Origin of the sequence: Streptomyces sp. NPDC047049 (assembly GCF_040643995.1) — a bacterium.
In the GTDB taxonomy this organism is placed as follows: domain Bacteria; phylum Actinomycetota; class Actinomycetes; order Streptomycetales; family Streptomycetaceae; genus Streptomyces; species Streptomyces mooreae.
In genome coordinates this window covers 22,730-39,480 of sequence record NZ_JBEYVM010000030.1, presented here as the reverse complement: position 1 = coordinate 39,480, position 16,751 = coordinate 22,730, and the positions used below count along the sequence as shown (strand labels likewise).

Genomic DNA, 16,751 nt, shown 5'->3' with positions numbered 1-16,751 from the left:
GCACCCGGGACCGGGTGCCGCCCCTCGGGCGTGCGGTGCGGTGCGCGGTGCTACTTGCGCATGACCTCGGGTTCGTGGCGGCGCAGCAGCCGTGCGACGACGAAGGCGAGGGCGACGCCCAGGCTGATCAGGATGATCATGTCCATCACGTAGACGCCGGTCTGGTGCTTCCACAGCGGGTCCGGGTTGCCCCGCTCCCAGGGCAGCAGGGCGTTCATGTCGGCGGTGGCGCCCATCGCGGCGACGGCCCAGCGCGACGGCATCAGCCAGGCGAACTGTGCGACGCCCGGCGTGTCGAAGAGCTGGAAGAGCACTCCGGTGAACACCACCTGGACGATGGCGAACATGACCAGCAGCGGCATGGTCTTCTCCGCGGTCTTCACCAGCGAGGAGATGACCAGGCCGAACATCATCGAGGTGAAGCCGAGCGCGATGATCGCCAGCGCCATCTCGATCTGCGGGGACCCCGCCAGAATCAGGCCCTCGGAGGGCAGTTTCCGGGGCCAGAAGCCGATCGCCGCGATGATCACGCCCTGGATGGCCGTGACCACGCCGAGCACGATCACCTTGGACATCAGATACGCCGACCGCGACAGGCCGGTGGCCCGTTCGCGCTCGTAGATCACCCGTTCCTTGATGAGTTCGCGCACCGAGTTGGCGGCGCCCGAGAAGCACATGCCGACCGCGAGGATCAGCATGATGGTGCTCGCATCGCGGTTGGTGCGGCCCTTGTTCAGCGGGCCGTAGCCGAAGCCGTAGTCACTGGGGATCAGTATCGAGACCACACCGAGCACCGCGGGCAGGATGAGCATCAGGCCCAGGAAGCCCCGGTCGGAGGCGAGCACCGAGACATAGCGGCGCATCAGCGTCCACAGCTGCGAGCCCCAGCTCTGCGACTTGGGTATCCGGGTCGGCGGCACCTGGACATTGACCGACTGCGGGGCGACGGAGTCGATGTCAGCGGCGTACATCTGGTAGTGCGGGGAGCCGCGCCAGCGCCCCATCCAGTCGTAGTCGCGGTAGTTCTCGAACGCCGAGAAGACATCCGCCCAGGTGTCGTACTGGAAGAAGTTGAGCGCTTCCTCGGGCGGGCCGAAGTAGGCCACGCCGCCGCCCGGGGCCATCACCAGCAGCTTGTCGCACAGCGCGAGTTCGGCCACCGAGTGCGTGACGACCAGGACCGTACGGCCGTCGTCGGCGAGGCCGCGCAGCAGCTGCATGACATCGCGGTCCATGCCCGGGTCGAGACCGGAAGTCGGCTCGTCCAGGAAGATCAGTGACGGCTTGGTCAGCAGCTCCAGCGCCACCGACACCCGCTTGCGCTGGCCGCCGGAGAGCGAGGTGACCTTCTTGTCCTTGTGGACGTGGAGCTTGAGCTCGTGCAGCACCTCGTCGATCCGGGCCTTGCGCTCGGCGTCCGCGGTGTCCCCGGGGAAGCGGAGCTTGGCCGCGTAGCGGAGGGCCTTCTCGACGGTCAGCTCCTTGTGCAGGATGTCGTCCTGCGGGACCAGACCGATGCGCTGGCGCAGTTCGGCGAACTGCTTGTAGAGGTTCCGGTTGTCGTAGAGGACATCGCCCTGGTTGGCGGGGCGGTAGCCGGTCAGCGCCTTGAGCAGCGTCGACTTGCCGGAGCCGGACGGGCCGATGACCGCGACCAGGGACTTCTCGGGGACGCCGAAGGAGACGTCCTTGAGGATCTGCTTGCCGCCGTCGACGGTGACGGTGAGGTGGCGGGCCGAGAAGGAGACCTCACCGGTGTCGACGAACTCCTCGAGGCGGTCGCCGACCATCCGGAAGGTGGAGTGACCGACGCCGATGATGTCGTTCGGCCCGACCGGCGCCTTGCCGGACTTGGGCACCGGCTGGCCGTTGATGTAGGTGCCGTTGTGGCTGCCGAGGTCGTGGATCTCGAACCGGCCGTCGGGGGTGGCGCGGAACTCGGCGTGGTGGCGGGAGACCTGGAGGTCGGAGACGACCAGCTCGTTCTCCAGCGCACGGCCGATGCGCATCACCCGCCCCGAGTCGAGGCGGTGGAACGTGGTCGGGCTGCGGTCGCCGTGGACCGGGGCGCCGGCCTGCGGGGACTGCCGGGCCTGCTGCGGGGGCACGGACTGCGAGGGCTGCTGGGCCTGCGGCGGCCGCTGGGCCTGCTGCGGTGGGACGTGCGGCTGCTGCTGGTCCTGCGGCGGCGCCTGCCAGCCCTGCTGGGCGGGCGGCTGGTGGTGGCCCGGCGGCTGCTGCGCGGGGGGTGCCTGCCAGCCCTGCGCGGGCTGCTGCTGCGGCGTCCTCGCGGCCTGCGCGGCCTGCGCCCCGAACGCGTCGGCGGCCTGCGCCCCGCCGGACAGGGTCACCCGGGGGCCGTCGGTGGCGTTGCCCAGATGCACGGTGGCGCCGGGGCCGATCTCCATCTGGTGGATCCGCCGGCCCTGGACATACGTGCCGTTGGTGCTGCCCTGGTCTTCGATGATCCAGCTGTGGCCGGCCCAGCGCACGGTGGCGTGCCGCCAGGAGACCCGGGCATCGTCGAGCACCATGTCGCCCTGCGGATCACGGCCCACGTTGTAGGACCGGGACGGGTCGAGCGTCCAGGTCCTACCGTTCAATTCGAGTACGAGTTCAGGCACTCCACGCCCCATTACATAGTCCCCCGAGTGACGCCCTGTATGGGAAGTCCAGGGATGGTGAACATCGTGAGGAACTATTTCAGGCTCGGCCCGTGTACCGGTAACCGGGACGGCGCCGGGGTGCAGGTGCGTGTGCCGGTGCCCGTCAAAGCCCCCCGGAGCGCGGGAAGCACCCATGGACACCCTGAGATCACCGGATAGCGGATGTTCCGGACGGAGGGGGCTCCGGCGGGAGCGGCACGGCCCGCCGTCGACGCCCTGCACGTCCGGGGCGGAGGCCGCATGATGGGAGGAAGCGGACGCGTACCTGACCGACCGCTCGGTCTGCCGTGTCCGTGCACCGCCGGCGTGCCGAACCCGTCGCCCCGGCAGGCGGGTTGGCGTGCCGGGGCAGATGTCCTGGTCGGGCGACGCGGGGTGAGCCGGACACGACTCGATAACGATCGACGGGCCGCCGGGGCCAGAGGCACAGGGGTGCGGGGCACGGCGGGACCGGGCCGCGCGGGTCCGAACCCCGGACACCCGTACGCCCGCCACCGCCCGGCGGTTACCGTAAGGGCACCATGAGCGCATCGCAGACCCCGCCTGCCACCCCCGTACCGGGCGATGACCTACCGACCCTTCTCGTGAAGATCTTCGGGAAGGACCGGCCCGGCATCACCGCAGGTCTCTTCGACACCCTCGCTGCCTACTCCGTCGATGTCGTGGACATCGAACAGATGGTGACCCGGGGGCGCATCACGCTGTGCGCGCTGGTCACCGCCCCCTCCCCCGCCGAGGGCTCCTCCGGCACCTCCGAAGGCGACCTGCGGGCCACCGTGCACAGCTGGGCCGAGTCGCTGAACCTCCAGGCGGAGATCATCTCCGGCCGCGGTGACAACCGCCCGCGCGGCACCGGCCGTTCGCATGTCACCGTGCTCGGGCATCCGCTCACCGCGGAGACCGCTGCCGCGATCGCCGCCGCCATAACGGCCACCGGCGGCAACATCGACCGCATCTTCCGGCTTGCCAAGTATCCGGTGACCGCCGTCGAGTTCGCGGTGTCCGGTGCGGCGACCGAGGCGCTGCGCAGTGTGCTGGCTCCCGAGGCCGCGCGGCTGGGCGTGGATGTCGCGGTGGTGGCGGCCGGGCTGCAGCGCCGAGCGCAGCGGCTGGTGGTCATGGACGTCGACTCGACGCTCATCCAGGACGAGGTCATCGAGCTCTTCGCGGCGCACGCCGGCTGTGAGGCCGAGGTCGCCGAGGTCACCGCCGCCGCGATGCGCGGTGAGCTGGACTTCGAGCAGTCGCTGCACGCCCGGGTGGAGCTGCTCGGCGGGCTCGACGCGTCCGTGGTCGAGGCCGTGCGCAAGGAGGTGCGGCTCACCCCCGGGGCCCGCACCCTGGTACGGACCCTCAAGCGGCTCGGCTATCAAGTCGGCGTCGTATCGGGCGGTTTCACGCAGGTCACCGACGCGCTCCAGGAGGAGCTGGGGCTGGACTTCGCCTCGGCCAACACGCTGGAGATCGTCGACGGGAAGCTCACCGGCCGGGTCACCGGCGACATCGTGGACCGGGCCGGCAAGGCGCGGCTGCTGCGGGAGTTCGCGCAGCAGGCAGGGGTGCCGCTCGCGCAGACCGTGGCGATCGGGGACGGTGCCAACGACCTCGACATGCTCAACACGGCCGGGCTCGGTGTCGCCTTCAACGCCAAGCCGGTGGTGCGGGAGGCGGCACACACCGCGGTGAACGTGCCCTTCCTGGACACCGTGCTGTATCTGCTGGGGATCACCCGCGAAGAGGTCGAGGCGGCGGACACGCTCGTCGGCTGAGCGGGCCGGTCCGGCCTGGTCCGGGGGTCCGGCGCGGCCGGGTCGGCACGGCCCGGTCGGCACGGCCGCGGCAGGGAGCGCCGCCCGGCGAAGGGCAACGACGGACAGAAGAGGGCCCCGGCACCTGTGTGCCGGGGCCCTCACGCGTGTGTCACGCTTCCCCCGCGCTCCCGGCGCGCGGGGTGGTCCTCAGCCTTATCCGTGGGGGGTCCAGTAGGCGACCAGGCGTCCGACGCCGTGCTCGACGGACTTCCAGGAGCCGTTGAAGGAGAGCACCGCAAGCGAGGCCGTCGGGAAGCCGCTGCGGTTCATCCGGGGCAGCAGATCGCCCTCGGCGTCGCCGGAGAGCGCGTCGGCGAGGGCGTGCACGCCCGGGTTGTGCCCGACCAGCATCAGGTCGGTGACGTCGTCGGAGGTCTCGTTCAGCAGCGCGATGAGCTCGCCCAGGGAGGCTTCGTAGATCCGCTCCTCATAGACGGTCTTGGGGCGCTGCGGGAGCTCGTGGACGGCGAGCTTCCAGGTCTCACGGGTACGCGCTGAGGTCGAGCACAGGGTCAGATCGGGGGTGATCCCGGCTCCGGCCAGCCAGCGGCCGGCGACCGGGGCATCCTTGCGGCCGCGCTCGGCGAGCGGACGCTCATGATCGCTGGTCTCCGACCATTCGGCCTTGGCGTGTCGGAGGAGGACAATCCGGCGGGGTGTATCGGCGCTCATGCGTCCCAGCTTCGCACGAAAGGCGGCACGGGGCGCGGGGTGTTGAAGTGCTCCCTCCGCGAGGTGGGACGCGGGCGGCGGGCCGGCGTCAGGCACCGCCGCGCACGATCCTGGCGAGGAGTTCCAGCAGGGCGACCAGGCCCTGCGGGGCGCTCGCGGCCCTCGCCTCGGCGGGAGCGGTGACGACTGCCAGCAGGGCCACGAAGGAGATCACCGGCAGGGCCAGTGCCCACCACGGCAGGCACATCCGCCGGCGGGGACGGCGGGCCTCGGCGGCGGCCGGCCGGCGGGACGCGGCGGACATGGGCATCGCCTCCGTGGCACCTCGAAGGGCGGCGCCACCGCGGGCCGCGGCACGCCCACCGCTGTGTGCGGTGTTCTTCGAAGCTACGGATTCCCGGCGGCCGTTCCTATCCGGGAAGCCCCCTACTCGACCCTGGCGCCGACCCCTAGGGGGCATGCCCGCCCACGCCCCGGGCCGGCCTCGGCCGACGGTCTGTCCCGGCCGGGGCGGCCCCGGCCGAGTACTCCCAGGGGGTCTCCCCTACGGCGCCGCGATACTCGCGATGATCGCGACGAGAACGGTCACGCCGAGCATGACGCCCAGCACGAGGAGCAGCTTCTTCTGGCTGCCCTGCGGATTCGGTTCGAGCACTGGCATGCGCCCAGTGTCGCACTCAGGCCTCGTCCTCGATCCGGCGGTCCCGCCCGGCCAGCACACCCACCACGATCTGCGGCACCATCAGCCCCGCCATCAGGGCGATCGGCAGCCCCCAGCCGCCGCTGTGCTGGTAGAGCGTGCCGACCAGCAGCGGTCCGGGCACGGAGATCAGATAGCCGACGCTCTGCGTGAAGGCCGAGAGCTTGACGACCCCGGCGGAGCTGGTCGAACGCATCCCGATCATCGTCAGGGCCAGCGGGAAGGCGCAGTTGGAGATGCCCATCAGCAGCGCCCAGGCCCAGGCGCCGGCGGCCGGCGCCAGCCACAGCCCGGCGTAACCGGCCAGGCCGCACAGGCCGAGCAGCACCGCGAGCGGCCCCTGATGCCGCATCCGGGCCGCCAGCCGCGGCAGGACGAAGGAGAGCGGGACGCCCATCGCCATGGTGACCGCCAGCAGCACTCCCGCGGTGCCCGCCGAGACCCCGGCGTCGCGGAAGATCTGCGGCATCCAGCCCATCGTGATGTACGCGGCGGTGGCCTGCAGGCCGAAGAAGACGGCCAGCGCCCAGGCGGTCGGCGAGGAGGTGATCCGCAGGGTGGTTTCCCCGGTGTGTGCCGCGCCGCCCGTGGCCGGCCCGGCGGCGGCCCTGCGCTGCCGTACCACCACGAGCCAGGGCAGCACGGCGACCGCCGCGAGCACCGCCCACACCGCCAGACCGGTCCGCCAACTCCCGCCGAGCGCATCGGTCATGGGCACGGTGAGCGCCGCGGCGAGCGAGGTGCCCAGGGCCAGCGCCATGGAGTAGAGCCCGGTCATCGGGCCGACCCGGTCGGCGAACCAGCTCTTGATGACCACCGGCATCAGGACGTTGCTGACCGCGATGCCGGCCAGGGCGAGCCCGCTGGCGGCGAGGAAGCCGCCGGTGCCGCCGGCGTACGGGCGCACCACGACGCCCACGGTGATCGCGGCCATACCGGCGCAGACGACAGCGCCCGGCCCGAAGCGCCTGGCCAGGCGGGGTGCGGCGATGCCGAAGGCGGCGAAGCACAGCGCGGGTACGGAGGTCAGCAGGCCGGCGACGGTGCCGCTCATGCCGAGGCCGTCGCGGACCTCCTCCAGCAGCGCGCCCAGGCTGGTGATGGCCGGGCGGAGGTTGAGCGCGGCGAGGACGAGACCGGCGATCACGATCCACCGCAGCCGGTGACCGGCCTGTCCGCTCGCCTGGTGGCGGCTCTCCGGAGCGGCTTCCCCGCGGCCCGGCTGCGGGCGTCCGGTGCCGTGGGCGGGCCGGTCGGCGGGAGTCGTGTGGGGCTCGGCGGCGGGGCCGAGGGTCGCGAGGTCGTCGTCTGCCATACGCGCCATCATAGAATCATGGGATGAATGCCTGTCCAGTCGATTTCGATAGCCTCTGCCGTCCCGGCCGGCACCGACGGCCCCCAGGCTCCGCCGGGCGCCGCACCGCCCCCGTCCGTCATCCCCCTCACCCCGGAGTGCAGCCATGCCTCTGACCTCGCCCCGCCGGTCCGCGCTGGCCGACCAGGTGATCGCGCAGCTGCGCGCCCAGATCACGTCCGGCGAGTGGCCGGTGGGCTCCCGTATCCCGACCGAGCCGGCGCTCGTCGAACAGCTCGGGGTGGCCCGCAACACCGTCCGCGAGGCCGTACGGGCGCTGGCGCACAACGGGCTGCTGGACATCCGGCAGGGCTCGGGCACCTACGTGGTGGCGACCAGTGAACTGGCCGGGGTGATGAACCGCCGGTTCGCGGCGGCCGAGCCGGGACACGTCGCCGAGCTGCGCAGCGCCCTGGAGACGTCGGCCGCCCGGCTCGCGGCCGAGCGCCGCACCGCGCAGGACCTGCGGCAGATCGACGCCCTGCTGGAGCGGCGCGAGCGGGCCTGGGAGTCCGGCGCGGCGGAGGCCTTCGTGGAGGCGGACGCGACCTTGCACATGGCGATCGTGTCGGCCTCGCACAACGAGGTGCTGGCCGAGATCTACGCCGACCTCGGGGGCGTGCTGCGCGACTTCCTGCGGGCCGATGTGGGCGAGGAGCTGCGGCCCGAGGCACATATGGACCATGCCCGGCTGGTCGAGGCGATCCGGGCGGGCGACGGCGACCGGGCCGCCGCCGAGGCGAGCGCCCACCCCTTCGGCTGCCGGCCCGGCCTCCCGGACCACGGCTGACCCACGGGACACCGCACGCAGCGGACACACCGCACGCACCACTTCCCGGCCTGCCCCGCCGGCTCACGCCCCGTAACCCCGCCCTGCCCGCCCGGTAACGCGTACTGCCCGCCCCGGCGGACCGGAACGGGCAGTACGGACGAGCAGCACGGACGGCAGCGCAAAGGCGCCGGTGCGTCAGGCGCCCATCATGTGCACACCGCCGTCGACGTGGACGATCTCGCCCGTCGTACGGGGGAAGAAGTCGGACAGCATGCCGACGACGCCGCGGCCGGCCGGCTCCGGGTCGGCGAGGTCCCAGCCGATCGGGGCGCGGTGGTTCCACACGTCCGCCAGCTCCTCGAAGCCGGGGATGGACTTGGCGGCCATCGACTTGATGGGGCCGGCCGAGACCAGGTTGCAGCGGACGCCCTTGGGACCGAGGTCACGCGCGAGGTAGCGGTTGGTGCTCTCCAGCGCCGCCTTGGCCACGCCCATCCAGTCGTACTTGGGCCAGGCGATCTGCGCGTCGAAGGTGAGGCCGACGACCGCGCCGCCGTGCTCCATGAGCGGCAGGCAGGCCATGGTCAGCGACTTGTACGAGTACGCCGAGACCTGCACCGCGGTCCCCACGTCCGACCACTCGGCCTCCAGGAAGTTGAAGGCGCCCTGCGGGCCGAAGGCGATGGAGTGCACGATGCCGTCGAGACGGGCGCCCTCGCCCTGGTGCTCGCGGATCTTGTCGGCCAGGCCGTCCAGGTGCTCCTGGTTGGTGACGTCCAGCTCGATGACCGGGGCTTCCTTGGGAAGCCGCTTGGCGATCCGCTCGACGAGGGAGAGCCGGCCGAAGCCGGTGAGGATGACCTCGGCGCCCTCGTTCTGGGCGACCTTGGCCGCCTGGAAGGCGATCGACGACTCGGTCAGGACACCCGTGACCAGGATGCGCTTGCCTGCAAGGATTCCACTCATGCTGATCAGTGACCCATGCCCAATCCGCCGTCGACGGGAATGACGGCTCCGGTGATGTACGCGGCCTCGTCGGAGGCCAGGAAGCGGACCGAGGCGGCGATCTCCTCGGGCTGCGCATACCGCGCGAGCGGCACCTGCTTGACGATGCTCTCCCGCTGCTCGTCGGTGAGCACACGGGTCATGTCGGTGTCGACGAAGCCCGGGGCGACGACGTTGACGGTGATGTTGCGGCTGCCCAGCTCCCGGGCGAGCGAGCGGGCGAAGCCCACCAGGCCGGCCTTGGACGCGGCGTAGTTCGCCTGGCCCGCGCCACCCAGCAGGCCCACCACGGACGAGATCAGCACGACGCGGCCCTTGCGGGCCCGCAGCATCGCGCGGTTGGCGCGCTTGACCACCCGGAACGTGCCGGTGAGGTTGGTCTCCAGGACCGAGGTGAAGTCCTCCTCGGACATCCGCATCAGCAGCTGGTCACGGGTGACGCCGGCGTTGGCCACCAGCACCTCGACCGGACCGTGCTTCTCCTCGATCTCCTTGTACGCCTGCTCGACCTGCTCGCTGTCCGTGATGTCGCACTTCACGGCCAAAAACCCCGCGGGCGGCTCGCCCGAGCGGTAGGTGATGGCGACCTTGTCGCCTGCCTCGGCGAAGGCACGGGCAATGGCGAGGCCAATGCCGCGGTTACCTCCGGTGACCAGAACCGAGCGGCTCAAGAGATCACCCTTTCCGTTTCCTGTCCGTCCTGCGTTCGATACGAAACTATCGGTCACGGAGCCTTGAGGTGGAATCCAGCACGGACAGGCACGGGCGCCGGTCACTGTCGGGTCTCCACAGAACCACCACCACGGCGCGCCCCCCCCGGCAGCCACCATGCGTGCCCGCGGCGCGCCCCCGGCGGCCACTTCCCGTGCCCGCACCGGCGCCCGGCAGCTGCGCACACCCTGGCCGACTCCCGGCGCCGCGCACCGCCGCGCCCTGGGCCACGGGCGCCCGGCAGGGCATGATGCAGGCGCCGACCACGGGAGGACTCCTTGCCTGCACGCCATGCCGTTGACGAAACATTCCTGGCGCTGCCGTTGCACGCGCTGGCCGATGCGGCGCTGGCCCGCGCCCGCGCGCTGGGCGCCGACCATGCGGACTTCCGCCTGGAGCGGATCCGCAGCGCGTCCTGGCGGCTGCGGGATGCCCGTACGTCCGGGACCTCGGACACCACCGACCTCGGGTACGCGGTCCGGGTGGTGCACGGCGGGGCCTGGGGCTTCGCCTCCGGGGTGGATCTGACCATGGACGCGGCGGCGCGGGTGGCCTCGCAGGCGGTGGCGATGGCCAAGCTGTCGGCCAAGGTCATCCAGGCCGCCGGTTCCGACGAGAGGGTCGAGCTGGCCGACGAGCCCGCTCACCCGGACCGCACCTGGGTCTCCTCGTACGAGATCAACCCGTTCGACGTACCGGACGCCGAGAAGAGCGGGCTGCTGGCCGAGTGGAGCGCCCGGCTGCTGGGCGCCGCGGGCGTGGCCCACGTGGACGCCTCGCTGCTGACCGTCCAGGAGAACAAGTTCTACGCCGACAGCGCGGGCACCCGCACCACCCAGCAGCGCGTACGGCTGCACCCCGAACTGACCGCGGTCGCGGTGGACCCGGTGACCGGCGACTTCGACTCGATGCGCACCCTCGCCCCGCCGGCCGGCCGCGGCTGGGAGTACCTGACCGGCGACCACTACGACTGGGACGGCGAGCTGGCCCGTATCCCGGATCACCTCGCCGAGAAGATGCGCGCGCCGCGCGTCGAGGCCGGCAGGTACGACCTGGTGGTGGATCCGTCCAATCTGTGGCTGACGATCCACGAGTCGGTCGGGCACGCGACGGAGCTGGACCGGGCGCTGGGCTACGAGGCGGCCTACGCGGGCACCTCGTTCGCCACCTTCGACCAGCTCGGGAAGCTGGCGTACGGCTCCGCGCTGATGAACGTCACGGGCGACCGGACCGTCGAGCACGGGCTCGCGACCATCGGCTACGACGACGAGGGGGTGGCCGCCCAGTCCTGGGACCTGGTGAAGGACGGGACCCTGGTCGGCTACCAACTCGACCGCAGGATCGCGAAACTGACGGGCTTCGACCGCTCCAACGGCTGCGCGTACGCGGACTCCCCCGGCCATGTGCCGGTCCAGCGGATGGCGAACGTCTCGCTGCAGCCGGACCCGGACGGCCCGTCCACCGAGGAGCTGATCTCCGGGGTGGAGCGCGGCATCTATGTCGTCGGCGACCGGTCCTGGTCGATCGATATGCAGCGGTACAACTTCCAGTTCACACAGCAGCGGGCCTACGCGATCCGGAACGGACGCCTGTGCGGACAGCTGCGGGACGTTGCCTACCAGGGAACCACCCCCGACTTCTGGGGCTCCATGGAGGCGGTGGGCGGGCCGCGGACCTACGTCCTCGGCGGGGCCTTCAACTGCGGAAAGGCCCAGCCGGGACAGGTCGCCGCGGTGTCGCACGGCTGTCCCTCGGCGCTGTTCAGGGGCGTGAACATCCTCAACACGGCGGAGGAGTCGGGGCGTTCCTGAGGGTCCCTCACGGGGCCAGGGCGTGTCTTCCGGTCAGCCTCACCACTTTGGAGGTCCCGAGCACCCGCCCTTGGGCGTCAAGTGCCCTGACCTGGAAGTACGGGCCCGGGTTCGCTGTCGTGAGCGCCGTCTCGAACCCCGTCCGGGGGGCGTGGGCGACGACCACGGACGCGGAACGGGGGTCGGGTCCGGCGAGCAGTTGCCACGCTCTGGTCTCCGTGGAGCCGTTCCACGAGGCGTACACGACGCTGTGCCCCTGCCTGCGCCGTGCCGCCGCGCTCGGCGGGTAGTACGGCCGGCCGGTCCACCGGTTGCGGAAGGCGCGGTACGAGATGTCGGAGCCCGGCATCTTCGCGTCGTAGAGCAGGCTCTGCAGGCCGTTGTGCTCGGAGTTCCCCGGATACGCGTACTCCGAGTAGTAGGAGTTCTGGCCCCACCCGATGAACTGGTTCCCGTTGGGCAGAGCCTGGGTGTTCCCCTCGGATGCGGAGAACAGGGGCGGCGCGTGGTAGTAGGTCTTCTCCACGGTCGCCCGGCGACGGGGGAAGTCAAGGTTGAGGATCAGACCGTGTGACTGCTGCTCCGGGGTGCCGTCCGGCTGGTTGCAGCAACCGTCATCGAACATGCTGATGCGGCTTCCGGGCCGGAACCTGGCGTCGTGCTGCCAGAAGAAGTCCGCGTTGGGGCCGAAGGTGAAGTCGCTCTTCTTCCCGCCGAGTTGCCAACGGATCCGGCCGTTCTTCCGGGAGATGTCGTAGACCGCCCACATGTTGCGTGCCGAGATCAGCAGCTCGCCGTCCGGCCCCTCGTCGATCGAGTTCATGTGGTAGGCGTCCCAGACCCCGCCGGACGAGGACGCGTCGGAGGCGGCCACCTCGGAGTCGGCCGGATTGACGTGATCCAGGATGTCCCACGAGAAGACGAGTTCTCCCGTGGCGAGGTCGACCTCCTGGACCTCGCTGTCCAGGATGGCGCCGTCCTTGGGACCGCCGTAGGGACGGAGGTCCATGGGAACCGGCTTGGTCGCGATGAACAGCGCGGTCCCTCTGCGGGTCAGGGTGAATTCGTGCTCGTCCGGATGGAAGCCGTGACGTGCGAAGACCGTCCTGACCAGGCGGTAGTGGCTGTCGTAGATGTAGTAGCACCCGCCCGGTTCGGGAGCGCCGCCCGGCAGGTTCGTGTACGCGGGGGGAATCGCGATGGATCCCTGCCACCAGGTCAGCACGGGCTCCGCGGTGTGTTTCCGGGAGTCGTAGTAGGTCTGCACCTTGAAGTCGGCGTTCTGGAGGCTGGTCGAGGGCAGCGGCCGGAACCAGAACGGCTCACCCGCGTTGTCGGAGATCAGTGCCCCGGTCTGGCCGATCATGGGGCTTTCGATGGTGTACGGGGAGACGAAGATCCTGCCGGGCGCCGTTCCGAGGCGCTGCGCGGTCACGGTGACCCGCATGGGATGCAGTCGTGGCTCGGAGACGAAGCTCCACACCCCGCTGCCCGAGGTGACCAGGTCCGGCGCGGGCGGGCTCCCGGTCGGAGGGGCCGGCTCCGTCGCACACAAGCGGGGCGGCGTCGGCCCGCTCGCCGCGGCGGGAAGTGCACAGTTCGCGACGGCCAGCCCCGCGGCCAGTGCGCAGGCCCCCGCGGTGCGGCTCATGCGCCTCACGGCCCTGCGGGCAGTCGGCTTCAGCTCCGCCATCGTCTCTCCGTTGCGGTGTGGTCGAAGGCCGCCCGGGAGCTCCCGGCAGCACGGGCAGGGCAGGAAGTCCTGCGCTCTTGGGTGACGCTAAGCACCACCGGCAGTCGATGCCTGCTGGCGGGTCCGTCCGGAGGACCCTCGTACGACCGGAATGCATGCTCGTGCCGCCGTGCCTGGTGGAGTCGGCTCCGACGGCTGTCGGGACCCGTCACACGGTGAGGACGGCGCCGTGGGCGGGGACGGGCTGGGGGGGGAGTTGGTGCCGGTGATCGTGATCGGCTCGCCGCCGGGCGTGGAGCCGGACCCGGGGTGGCTGGTGACGATCGGCCGGGCCCGGTGCGCCCTTGGCAGAGCAGGCCATGGCCGGGTAGACCGCTCGATAAGCTCTGCTCCCAGCCGAGACCAATGGCATCACCCCACCCCAGCAGTCCGCTTTCCACCAGGAGGCCGGTCGATGAGCACGCGTACACCGCGCAGGAACAGGCCGCACGAGATCGTCGAGCGGGCCCTGGAGCTCTCGCGCGGCGACGGCTGTGTGGTCATCGCCGATGAGCAGTCCAGCGCCAATCTGCGCTGGGCGGGCAATGCGCTCACCACCAACGGCGTGACCCGTGGGCGCACCCTGACGGTCGTGGCGACCGTGGACGGCGGCCGGGGCACGGCGTCCGGTGTCGTCTCGCGCTCCGCGGTGACCGCGGACGACGTGGAGCCGCTGGTGCGGGCCGCCGAGGCGGCCGCACGGGACGCCGGGCCCGCCGAGGACGCCCAGCCGCTGGTCGGCGGCGAGAAGATGTCCCCCGACTTCACCGAGGCGCCCGCCGAGACCTCCTCGGAGGTGTTCGCGGCGTTCGCCCCGGCGCTGGGTGAGTCCTTCCGGCAGGCCCGCGCGGGCGGCCGTGAGCTGTACGGCTTCGCCCGGCACGATGTCGTCTCGTCGTATCTGGGCACCTCGACCGGGCTGCGGCTGCGGCACGACCAGCCCACCGGGACGCTGGAGCTGAACGCCAAGTCCGCGGGTACCGGCGCGGCCGGACCCCGCTCCGCCTGGGCCGGCCGGGCGACCCGGGACTTCGCCGATGTCGATCCGCGGGAGATGGACGGTGAGCTGGGGCGGCGGCTGGGCTGGGCCGAGCGGCGGATCGAGCTGCCCGCCGGGCGGTACGACACCCTGCTGCCGCCGACCGCCGTCGCCGACCTGCTCGTCTACCAGATGTGGTCCTCCGGGGCCCGGGACGCCGTCGAGGGCCGTACGGTCTTCTCCCGGCCGGCCGACGGCGGCGCGGACGGCCGGCCCGGGGCGGGGACCCGGCTGGGCGAACGGCTCAGCGAGCTGCCGCTGACGCTGCGCAGCGACCCGCGGGCGCCCGGTCTGGAGTGCGCCCCGTTCGTGCTGGCGCACGCCTCCGGCGACGATGCGTCGGTCTTCGACAACGGGCTGCCGCTGACGGCCACCGAGTGGATGCGCGAGGGTGTGCTGCACCGGCTGCCGACCACCCGGCACAGCGCCGCGCTGACCGGCCTTTCGGTGGCGCCGGGCATCGACAACCTCCTTCTGGAGGGCGGTGGTTCCCGCTCGCTGGAGGAGATGGTGGCCGCCGCCGGGCACGACGGCCCGGCGCTGCTGCTGACCTGCCTGTGGTACATCCGCGAGGTCGACCCGGCGACGCTGCTGCTGACCGGGCTGACCCGGGACGGGGTCTACCTGGTGGAGCAGGGCGAGGTGGTCGGCGAGGTGAACAACTTCCGGTTCAATGAGTCGCCGGTGGACCTGCTGTCCCGGGCGGTGGAGGCGGGCCGTACGGAGCGGACCCTGCCGCGGGAGTGGGGCGACTACTTCACCCGGGCCGCGATGCCGGCGCTGCGGATCCCGGACTTCCATATGAGCTCGGTCAGCCGCGGGGTGTGAGGCCGGGGGCATCGGCCCGGCCGGTGGTGGCGGGCCGATGGCGCGCAGGCCGGTGGGGAAGCGGGCCGGTGGCAGGCGGGGCCCGGTGGCAGGCGGACGCCGGACGGCGCAGGCGCGTCCTCCGGGGCTAATAGACTGTCCGCTTGTCCACCCGTTCGGGAACCACGATCGATCAGGAACGCCATGACACGCCTCGGCGAATCCGTCGCCCGCGCCACCACCCTGCTCTCCGCCGACCTCTCCTCGGACGCCACGGTCCGGGAGCTGCTTCAGGAGACGGGCGCCCGGCGCTCTCTGGATCTGACGGACCTGCCCGCCAAGGAGCAGGCCGAGCTGATCGCGGCCCGTACGGTCGAGGTCCTGCCGGGCGTGGAGAAGCTGGCCGAGCGGATCGAGGAGCGCCGGGCGGCCGGCCAGGGCCTGCACATCAAGCTGGGCATCGACCCGACGGCCACCGATGTCCACCTGGGGCATGCGGTGCCGCTGATCGTCCTGAGCCGGTTCCAGCGACTGGGCCATGACGTCACCCTGATCATCGGTGACTTCACGGCCAAGATCGGCGACCCGTCGGGCCGTACGGCCGAGCGCCCGCCGCTGACCGACGAGGACATCGCGCACAACCTCGCCACCTACCGCGAACAGGTGCGGCCCTTCTTCGACTTCGAGAAGGTCAGCTTCCGGCAGAACAGCGAGTGGCTGGCGCCGTACACCTTCCCGGAACTGCTCACGCTGCTCGCCCAGGTGCCGGCCTCCCAGCTGCTGCAGCGCGAGGACTTCCGCAACCGGCTGGCGGCCGGCTCCGGTCTGACCATGACGGAGCTGCTGTACCCCATCGCGCAGGGCCTGGACTCGGTGGCGCTGGAGTGCGACGTGGAGCTGGGCGGCTCCGACCAGCTGCTCAATCTGCAGATGGGCCGCAAGCTGATGGAGCTGCGCGGGCAGCGGCCGCAGTTGGTGGTGACCATGCCGCTGATCGAGGGCACGGACGGCACCGGCGCCAAGATGTCCAAGTCCAAGGGCAATTACGTCGGACTGAGCGCCCCCGCCGACGATGTCTTCGGCAAGATCATGTCGGTGCCGGACCGGCTGATGGAGCCGTACCTGAAGGCCTGGACGGAGTGGACGGACGCGGAGATCGCGCTCGTCCTGGGCCGGGTCACCGACCGCTCGCTGCACCCGATGGACCTCAAGAAGGTCCTGGCGGGCGAGGTCGTGGCGGCGCTGTACGGCATGGAGGCGGCGATGGCGGCGCGGGCCGGTTTCGTCGCGCAGTTCTCCAAGAAGTCGTTCTCCGATGTGGACTCGCTCCCGGTCGTCGATGTCGCAGAGCACGGCACGGAGACGGTGGCGACGGTGCTGACCAAGATCCTGGAGTTCACGCCCAGCGCCTCGGCGGCGCGGCGGCTGGCCAAGCAGAATGCGCTGCGGCTGGTCGTGGAGGGCGAGGACGGGCAGCAGACCGTGACGCTCGCGGAGGCCGATTCGGTCCGTCCGCTGGGTGAGGTGCTGGCCGAGAAGCTGGCGGACACGGCCGGGGTCGCGTACCTCAAGGCCGGACGGAAGCTGGCTCAGCTCGACGGCCGCTGAGACGGCGGAGGACACGGGCGGCCGGTGCGCACGGGCCGCGTCGTCCAGCGAGACCTGACCGAG

General features: G+C 71.5%; 13 protein-coding genes. 5 read left to right on the top strand and 8 right to left on the bottom strand.

The annotated features are described in order from the left end of the window. Positions 1-50 precede the first annotated feature (50 nt). Positions 51-2,636 (bottom strand): FHA domain-containing protein, encoded by a 2,586-nt coding sequence (locus ABZ851_RS35735; protein WP_361136639.1) that lies wholly within the window; start codon positions 2,634-2,636, stop codon positions 51-53. Between the two features lie 551 nt (positions 2,637-3,187). On the opposite strand from ABZ851_RS35735, the gene serB reads away from it, so the two are divergent. Next, positions 3,188-4,435 carry a phosphoserine phosphatase SerB gene (serB, locus tag ABZ851_RS35730; RefSeq protein WP_361136637.1) on the top strand — a complete coding sequence of 416 codons (1,248 nt, stop codon included), beginning with the start codon at positions 3,188-3,190 and terminating at the stop codon, positions 4,433-4,435. A 195-nt stretch (positions 4,436-4,630) separates the two neighbouring features. Here the strand turns inward: serB and ABZ851_RS35725 are convergent, their stop codons facing one another. From ABZ851_RS35725 to ABZ851_RS35710, 4 genes are all read right to left on the bottom strand, one after another. Further along, positions 4,631-5,149, bottom strand: a complete 519-nt coding sequence (locus ABZ851_RS35725) for a histidine phosphatase family protein (RefSeq protein WP_336054676.1) — start codon at positions 5,147-5,149, stop codon at positions 4,631-4,633. An 88-nt stretch (positions 5,150-5,237) separates the two neighbouring features. Further along, the gene (locus tag ABZ851_RS35720; protein WP_361136634.1) at positions 5,238-5,453 is read right to left on the bottom strand and encodes a hypothetical protein; all 216 of its coding nucleotides are present in this window, start codon (positions 5,451-5,453) and stop codon (positions 5,238-5,240) included. A gap of 240 nt (positions 5,454-5,693) precedes the next feature. Continuing rightward, a complete protein-coding gene (locus ABZ851_RS35715; RefSeq protein ID WP_256331552.1) occupies positions 5,694-5,810 on the bottom strand; it encodes an SGM_5486 family transporter-associated protein in 117 nt (38 codons plus the stop codon). Between the two features lie 16 nt (positions 5,811-5,826). Further along, the gene (locus ABZ851_RS35710; RefSeq protein WP_361136632.1) at positions 5,827-7,164 is read right to left on the bottom strand and encodes an MFS transporter; all 1,338 of its coding nucleotides are present in this window, start codon (positions 7,162-7,164) and stop codon (positions 5,827-5,829) included. 145 nt (positions 7,165-7,309) lie between these two features. Between ABZ851_RS35710 and ABZ851_RS35705 the strand changes: the two genes are divergently transcribed. Further along, entirely contained in the window at positions 7,310-7,993 is a 684-nt protein-coding gene (locus tag ABZ851_RS35705; protein ID WP_336054784.1) for a FadR/GntR family transcriptional regulator, read from the top strand. Positions 7,994-8,170: 177 nt separating this feature from the next. Here the strand turns inward: ABZ851_RS35705 and fabI are convergent, their stop codons facing one another. Beyond that, on the bottom strand, positions 8,171-8,941 hold the full coding sequence (gene fabI, locus ABZ851_RS35700) for an enoyl-ACP reductase FabI (protein ID WP_088797049.1): 771 nt from the start codon (positions 8,939-8,941) through the stop codon (positions 8,171-8,173). Positions 8,942-8,946: 5 nt separating this feature from the next. Continuing rightward, positions 8,947-9,651 (bottom strand): 3-oxoacyl-[acyl-carrier-protein] reductase, encoded by a 705-nt coding sequence (gene fabG / locus ABZ851_RS35695; RefSeq protein ID WP_088797050.1) that lies wholly within the window; start codon positions 9,649-9,651, stop codon positions 8,947-8,949. Positions 9,652-9,969: 318 nt separating this feature from the next. Here fabG and ABZ851_RS35690 point away from each other — a divergent pair, with 318 nt between their 5' ends. Beyond that, positions 9,970-11,502: a TldD/PmbA family protein gene (locus tag ABZ851_RS35690; protein ID WP_361136629.1), complete on the top strand. Its 1,533-nt coding sequence runs from the start codon at positions 9,970-9,972 to the stop codon at positions 11,500-11,502. 7 nt (positions 11,503-11,509) lie between these two features. Here the strand turns inward: ABZ851_RS35690 and ABZ851_RS35685 are convergent, their stop codons facing one another. Further along, the gene (locus ABZ851_RS35685; protein ID WP_361136627.1) at positions 11,510-13,153 is read right to left on the bottom strand and encodes an arylsulfotransferase family protein; all 1,644 of its coding nucleotides are present in this window, start codon (positions 13,151-13,153) and stop codon (positions 11,510-11,512) included. Positions 13,154-13,649: 496 nt separating this feature from the next. Between ABZ851_RS35685 and ABZ851_RS35680 the strand changes: the two genes are divergently transcribed. Both ABZ851_RS35680 and tyrS read left to right on the top strand, forming a co-directional pair. After that, positions 13,650-15,101: a metallopeptidase TldD-related protein gene (locus ABZ851_RS35680; RefSeq protein ID WP_361136625.1), complete on the top strand. Its 1,452-nt coding sequence runs from the start codon at positions 13,650-13,652 to the stop codon at positions 15,099-15,101. A gap of 183 nt (positions 15,102-15,284) precedes the next feature. Beyond that, positions 15,285-16,688: a tyrosine--tRNA ligase gene (gene tyrS / locus ABZ851_RS35675; RefSeq protein WP_361136623.1), complete on the top strand. Its 1,404-nt coding sequence runs from the start codon at positions 15,285-15,287 to the stop codon at positions 16,686-16,688. Positions 16,689-16,751: the final 63 nt, after the last annotated feature.

What these genes read in the sequence shown, in the direction of transcription:
- ABZ851_RS35735 (WP_361136639.1), bottom strand. Translation starts at nt 2,636, where the DNA reads ATGGGGCGTGGAGTGCCTGAACTCGTACTCGAATTGAACGGTAGGACC.
- serB (WP_361136637.1), top strand. Translation starts at nt 3,188, where the DNA reads ATGAGCGCATCGCAGACCCCGCCTGCCACCCCCGTACCGGGCGATGAC.
- ABZ851_RS35725 (WP_336054676.1), bottom strand. Translation starts at nt 5,149, where the DNA reads ATGAGCGCCGATACACCCCGCCGGATTGTCCTCCTCCGACACGCCAAG.
- ABZ851_RS35720 (WP_361136634.1), bottom strand. Translation starts at nt 5,453, where the DNA reads ATGTCCGCCGCGTCCCGCCGGCCGGCCGCCGCCGAGGCCCGCCGTCCC.
- ABZ851_RS35715 (WP_256331552.1), bottom strand. Translation starts at nt 5,810, where the DNA reads ATGCCAGTGCTCGAACCGAATCCGCAGGGCAGCCAGAAGAAGCTGCTC.
- ABZ851_RS35710 (WP_361136632.1), bottom strand. Translation starts at nt 7,164, where the DNA reads ATGGCAGACGACGACCTCGCGACCCTCGGCCCCGCCGCCGAGCCCCAC.
- ABZ851_RS35705 (WP_336054784.1), top strand. Translation starts at nt 7,310, where the DNA reads ATGCCTCTGACCTCGCCCCGCCGGTCCGCGCTGGCCGACCAGGTGATC.
- fabI (WP_088797049.1), bottom strand. Translation starts at nt 8,941, where the DNA reads ATGAGTGGAATCCTTGCAGGCAAGCGCATCCTGGTCACGGGTGTCCTG.
- ABZ851_RS35685 (WP_361136627.1), bottom strand. Translation starts at nt 13,153, where the DNA reads ATGAGCCGCACCGCGGGGGCCTGCGCACTGGCCGCGGGGCTGGCCGTC.
- ABZ851_RS35680 (WP_361136625.1), top strand. Translation starts at nt 13,650, where the DNA reads ATGAGCACGCGTACACCGCGCAGGAACAGGCCGCACGAGATCGTCGAG.
- tyrS (WP_361136623.1), top strand. Translation starts at nt 15,285, where the DNA reads ATGACACGCCTCGGCGAATCCGTCGCCCGCGCCACCACCCTGCTCTCC.